Below are 2,571 nucleotides of genomic sequence, written 5' to 3' on the forward strand. Positions count from 1 at the left end.
AAGCTGTCCCGTAAACCTATGGAATCAGGCAAAAGAGAATTCAAAAGGCAAAGACCGTATGTCGGTGGAACTGAACCACTACTTAGAAATCACACGTTCGCACATACACCAAATTTATAGAGAATTGGAAACTTCCGGCAAGGTTATCACTGTTGATCTTGTGAGAAAGTTGTTTTATGGTGTGGACGAAGATAACAAAACACTATTGCAGGTATTCAGGGAGCATAACGAACAAAGCCGTAAGCTGATCGGTAAAGACTTTGTTAGTAAGACCGTCCAGCGATATGAAACCACTACCCGATATTTAGAGGAATTCATCAAGAAAGAATATCAGCTATCGGATATTGCCCTGAATAACTTGGAAGCCAACTTCATTTCAAAATTCGATGCTTTCTTGAAAATCGAAAAAGGTTGTGCGCAAAATTCCGCTATCACCCGATTGAAGAACTTGAAGAAGATAATCCGCATTGCTTTGGAAAACGACTGGATAAAGAAAGATCCGTTTGCTTACTACCGTTTCAAATTGGAAGAAACTGATCCCGAATTTCTGACAATGGACGAGATTAAAATCATTCTTGCCAAAGAGTTCACTATTAAACGAGTAGAGCAAGTACGAGATATTTTTGTATTCTGTATTTTCACTGGATTAGCGTTCAGTGACGTAAAAGACTTATCTCCCGAACACTTGGTTAGAGATAACAAAGGGGAACTTTGGATAAGGAAGAACCGCCAAAAGACAAAAATCATGTGCAATATTCCTGTGTTGCCTGTGGCAGCTTCTATACTTGAAAAGTATAAAAATGTGGCAGAATGTACCAGAAAACTATTGCCTGTATTGTGCAATCAACGCATGAACAGTTATTTGAAAGAAATTGCAGATGTATGCGGAATACATAAAAACCTCTCCACACATACCGCTAGGCACTCGTATGCCACCTCTATATGCCTTGCGAATGGCGTAAGCATGGAGAATGTAGCAAAGATGTTAGGTCATGCAGATACCAGCGTAACTAAACACTATGCACGAGTACTGGATCAGAATATTCTAAAGGATATGCAGAAAGTAAATAGATGTTTGTCGGAATTGACTCTATAAAAAGGTAGTAGCCAATATATAAAAAGGATTAGGATGAATGAATTTCATTTTCTCAATCCTTTTCTTTTATTGTAAGTTTTTCAAAACTTAATATGAAGCATCGACAAAGGTAAGTTCCGTATTTAGCCTGTTCAAGTCCGAGCCCTACGGGTTTTCCTAAAAATCTTCCTCTCCATTACATTCCGAGCGTATTTTTAGAAAAAGACTTGCACAGACTAAATACTTCATTGGAATAGTCAATGATTCAAATTAAATTCCGAAAAACAATGTTTTCAGGGCTGGCAATGGAAGAAGCGTTTTCCATTTGATTACACCTCAAACAACTTTCTCGTACAGTTTGAACCAATCCAGCCCATAGTTACCCAATCCCAAATCTACGGTATCAATGTATTCAAAACCACATTTCTATATAGGGAGATTGCAGGAAGATTATTTTCGTACACATCCAAACGAATAGATTTCATGCCTAATTGTTTAGCCAGTTCAGACGAATAGTCCATCAAAGTACAACCAATACCCATTTTCAAGAATGAGGGATGCACCACAAAAGTACGTAACACAAAAATACGACTATAGTCTACTTCAATTTTCCATCTGACATTATTATAGGCTTCCTCTGGATGATGGTCTAAGATAATAGAGCCGACTATTTTCCCGTTATGCCTGACAACGAAAAGAGTATTATTTTCTATGCCAACAATCGCATTTTCACGAACAGGATAAATGCCTTTTATCCATCCGGGATAGTTGATAGTAGCCGATAGATAATCATTCAGATCATCATACAACCTTTCTAGTTCATCAATGTCGGCAAATGTGCCGGATTCTATTACAAACTTCATGATTACAACTGTTTGGGATGCAAAGGTATAATTTCCACCTTAATAAAAGAGGTTTCCTTTTAAGATAGTGGAAATCATACTCTTTTAGATAGCTATTCTTTCCAGCTTTCAAAATAGTGTTTTTGGAGCAGTTTATCAATATCACTTTGGCGGTAGATTATTTTACCTTTAATTTGGATAAAGGGGATTAACCCTGTATCTCGCCACTCTTGTAAGGTTCGCAAACTGACATTCAGTTTTTTAGAAACCTCATGATTGGAAAGAAAACGTTCTCCGTTCAAATGTGGCTTATAGTGCTTGACAATGGATTCAATACCGTTCAGCATTGAATCAAGAGAAGATATAAATTCTTTGACTTGCGGGGTATCTTTATTTATTAGTTCCATGATTGAAAGATTGTTTTATTAAAATATTGATTTCAAGATGGCTATATGGCTGATTAGTTACGCAGATAGTCACCCTGTGATGAAATGCTAAGTACATCTTTTGCCGGATCATAATCAATATAGAGCCGTTTAGATGCAATGGCAATAAAATACTGGCTACCATCTTGCTGTATCTCATAAGTAGCGGGTGAAGCCTGTTTGGTGGTTTCCGATACATATATAATAGAAAGAAGATATTCTTTATCAT

Annotated in this window: 3 protein-coding genes and 1 pseudogene; 1 reads left to right on the forward strand and 3 read right to left on the reverse strand. The window is 37.0% G+C overall.

Going from position 1 to position 2,571, the window contains the following annotated elements:
* The coding region (locus QX565_RS00200) for a site-specific integrase (RefSeq protein ID WP_289290527.1) at positions 1–1,096 on the forward strand (1,096 nt) is incomplete at its 5' end.
* A gap of 315 nt (positions 1,097–1,411) precedes the next feature.
* Here QX565_RS00200 and QX565_RS00205 read toward each other — a convergent pair.
* From QX565_RS00205 to QX565_RS00215, 3 genes and pseudogenes are all read right to left on the reverse strand, one after another.
* Positions 1,412–1,938: pseudogene (locus QX565_RS00205) on the reverse strand (GNAT family N-acetyltransferase).
* 92 nt (positions 1,939–2,030) lie between these two features.
* Complete coding sequence (locus tag QX565_RS00210) at positions 2,031–2,324, reverse strand: helix-turn-helix domain-containing protein (RefSeq protein WP_002560566.1); 294 nt, start codon at positions 2,322–2,324, stop codon at positions 2,031–2,033.
* A 53-nt stretch (positions 2,325–2,377) separates the two neighbouring features.
* Positions 2,378–2,571, reverse strand: a 194-nt coding sequence (locus QX565_RS00215; protein WP_289290528.1) for a DUF3876 domain-containing protein, incomplete at its 5' end; no start/stop codon positions are given.

The sequence above is a fragment of the Bacteroides sp. 41_26 genome, assembly GCF_949740115.1.
Lineage (GTDB): Bacteria > Bacteroidota > Bacteroidia > Bacteroidales > Bacteroidaceae > Bacteroides > Bacteroides nordii.

Bases quoted from the DNA above. Each gene is read 5' to 3' on its own strand.
- QX565_RS00210 (WP_002560566.1), bottom strand. From the start codon at position 2,324: ATGGAACTAATAAATAAAGATACCCCGCAAGTCAAAGAATTTATATCT.